This is a genomic window from Peterkaempfera griseoplana (assembly GCF_001418575.1).
GTDB lineage: Bacteria > Actinomycetota > Actinomycetes > Streptomycetales > Streptomycetaceae > Peterkaempfera > Peterkaempfera griseoplana.
The window spans coordinates 1-3,230 of the sequence record NZ_LIQR01000623.1; the positions used below are offsets into that span (position 1 = coordinate 1).

The 3,230-nt window shown below is 73.8% G+C and carries 1 protein-coding gene; it reads left to right on the forward strand.

Annotated features, from left to right (window positions below):
* Positions 1 to 3,230, forward strand: a 3,230-nt coding sequence (locus tag AOK09_RS43320) for a non-ribosomal peptide synthetase (protein WP_157876151.1), incomplete at both ends; no start/stop codon positions are given.

The following is a 3,230-nucleotide window of genomic DNA, read 5'->3' on the forward strand; positions in this document are numbered from 1 at the left end:
TGGACGCGCTGCCGCTCACCGACAGCGGCAAGCTGGACCGCCGGGCGCTGCCCGCACCCGAGTACACCGCCGGCGGGGGCCGGGGTCCGTCGAGTGTCCGGGAGGAGGTCATCTGCGCGGCCTTCGCCGAGGTGCTGGGCCTGGAGAGCGTCGGCGTGGACGACGACTTCTTCGCGCTGGGCGGCCACTCCCTGCTGACGATCCGGCTGGTGGAGCTTCTGCGGACCCGGGGTGTGTCCGTGTCCGTGCGGGCGCTGTTCCAGACCCCCACCGTCGCCGGGCTCGCCGCGGCGACCGGAGCGGAGCAGGTCGAGGTGCCGGCCAACGCCATCCCGGCGGACGCCCGCGAGATCACCCCGGAGATGCTGCCCCTGGTGGACCTCTCCCCCGCGGAGGTCGAGCGGATCGTCGCCACCGTCGAGGGCGGCGCCTCCAACGTCGCGGACGTCTATCCGCTGGCACCGCTCCAGGAAGGCCTGCTCTTCCACCATCTGATGGCGGCCGGCGGCGACGACACCTATGTCACCCCCACCATGGTCGAGTTCGACTCCCGGGCACTGCTCGACGGCTTCCTCGCCGCGCTCCAGCAGGTGATCGACCGTCATGACGTCTTCCGCACCGGCATCGTCTGGGAAGGACTGCGGGAGCCCGTGCAGGTGGTGTGGCGCGGCGCCGCACTGCCCGTGCAGGAGACCGTGCTGGACCCGGGGAGCGACGACCCGGTGGCGGCGCTGCTGGCCGTCGGTGAACTCTCCATGGACCTGCACCGGGCGCCGCTGATCCGGGTGTACGCGGCGGCCGTCCCCGACAGCGACCGATGGCTGGCACTGCTGTGCACCCACCACATGGTCCGCGACCACACCGCCCTGGAGCTGGTGCTGGAGGAGGTGCAGGCGATCCTTGGCGGCCGCGGCGGCGAACTGCCGGAGCCGCTGCCGCTCCGGGACTTCGTGATGCAGGCCCGCGGCGGCGTGGAGCGCTCGGAGCACGAACGGTTCTTCGCCGCACTGCTGGACGGCGTGGACGAGCCGACCGCGCCCTTCGGGCTGCTGGACGTCCACGGCGACGGAACGGCCGCCGCACGGGCACGCGCCGGCGTCGCCCCGGACCTGGCAGCCCGCGTCCGGGACGTCGCCCGCCGGCTGGGCGCAAGCCCCGCAACGGTGCTCCACGTGGCCTGGGCGCGGCTGCTGGCCGCGGTGAGCGGCCGGGACGACGTGGTGTTCGGCACGGTGCTGTTCGGGCGGATGAACGCCGGCACCGGCTCGGACCGGGTGGCGGGACCGTTCATGAACATGCTCCCGGTGCGGATGCGGGTCGACGCACTCGGCGCACGGCAGGCCGTCGCCGCGATGCGCGAGCAGCTGGCCGGGCTCCTGGAGCACGAGCACGCCCCGCTGGCCCTGGTGCAGCAGGCGGGCGGTGTCTCCGGCGACACGCCCCTGTTCACCTCGATGTTCAACTACCGCCACAACACCGTCCGAGCCGTCGAGGACGGCGGCGGCGTGGACGGCATCAGGACGGTACTGGTGCTGGACCGCACCAACTACCCGCTCGCGGTCTCGGTGGACGACGACGGCGACAGCCTGGGGCTCACCGTGGACGCGGTGGCACCCGTCGACCCCGAAGCGGTCCTCGCCCTGGTGGAGACCGTGGCCGGAAACCTGGTGGCCGCGCTGGAGGGGGCGCTGGACGGAGGCCCGGACGTCCCCCTGAACGCGGTGCGGGTGCTGGGCGAGGCGGAGCGCCGCCGGGTGCTGGTGGAGTGGAACGACACCGCCGCCGAGGTCCCGGCCGCGACCGTCCCCGAGCTGTTCGAGGCTCAGGTGGGCCGTACCCCCGACGCGGTGGCGCTGGTGTGCGAGGGCGTGGAGGTGTCGTACGCGGAGCTGGACGCGCGGGCGAACCGGCTGGCGCACCACCTGATCGGCCAGGGCGTCGGCGCGGAGTCCGTGGTGGGCCTCTGCCTGCCGCGCGGTATCGACATGGTGACGGCCGTCCTGGCGGTCGCCAAGGCCGGCGCCGGATATCTGCCGGTCGACCCCGAGTACCCCGCCGAGCGGATCGCGTTCATGCTGTCCGACAGCCGGGCGGTGCTGCTGCTGACCACCGACGACATCCTGGACGAGCTGCCGGCCGCGCGGGTGCGCATGGTGGCCCTGGACGACCCGCAGGTCATGGCCCAGGTGGCAGGCCGCCCCGGCACCTCGCCCGGAGTGCGCACCGCCTCCGACAGCGTGGCGTACGTCATCTACACCTCGGGCTCCACCGGAGTGCCCAAGGGCGTCGTCGTCCCGCACACCGGCGTGGCCAACCTGGTGGCGGCCCAGGTCGAACGCTTCGCGGTCACCGGCGACAGCACGGTGCTCCAGTTCGCCTCGGCCAGCTTCGACGCGGCCACCTCGGAACTGCTGATGGCGCTCTGCACCGGGGCGCGGCTGGTGCTCGCCTCCGCACAGCAGCTGCTCCCCGGAGCGGGCTCCGGTGAGGGTGCCGGGCTGGCGGACGTGGTCGCCCGCAACGGCGTGACCCATCTGACGATTCCGCCCGCCGTGCTCGGTGTGCTGGACCCGCAGAGCCTGCCCTCGGTGACCACACTGGTGACGGCCGGCGAGGCGCTGGGCGCCGAGCTGCTCGCCCGCTGGGCGGACGGCCGCCGGTTCGTCAACGCCTACGGTCCGACCGAGACCACCGTCTGCGCCACCATGTCGGCGCCGCTCGCGCCCGGCGACCGGCCGGGCATCGGCGCCCCCAACCCGAACACCCGCACCTATGTGCTGGACGCCTCGCTCAACCCGGTCCCGGTGGGTGTGGTGGGCGAACTGTACGTGGCGGGCGTGGGCCTGGCCCGCGGCTACCTCGGCCGGGCGCAGCTGACCGCCGAACGCTTTGTCGCCTGCCCCTTCGGGACGGCCGGCGAGCGCATGTACCGCACCGGCGACCGGGTCCAGTGGACACCCGACGGGCAGCTGGAATTCGCCGGGCGCGTGGACGAGCAGGTGAAGGTCCGCGGTTTCCGGATCGAGCTGGGCGAGGTCCAGGCCGTGGTGGCGGGCCATCCGTCCGTCGCGCAGGCCGCGGTGGTCGCGCGCGAGGACGTCCCCGGCGACAGGCGGGTGGTCGCCTATGCCGTCGCCGCCGACCCCGACACCGCCGAGGGCGGGGAACTGCCCGCGGCTGTACGGACGTACGTGGCGCAGCGCCTGCCGGAGTACATGGTGCCGTCGGCG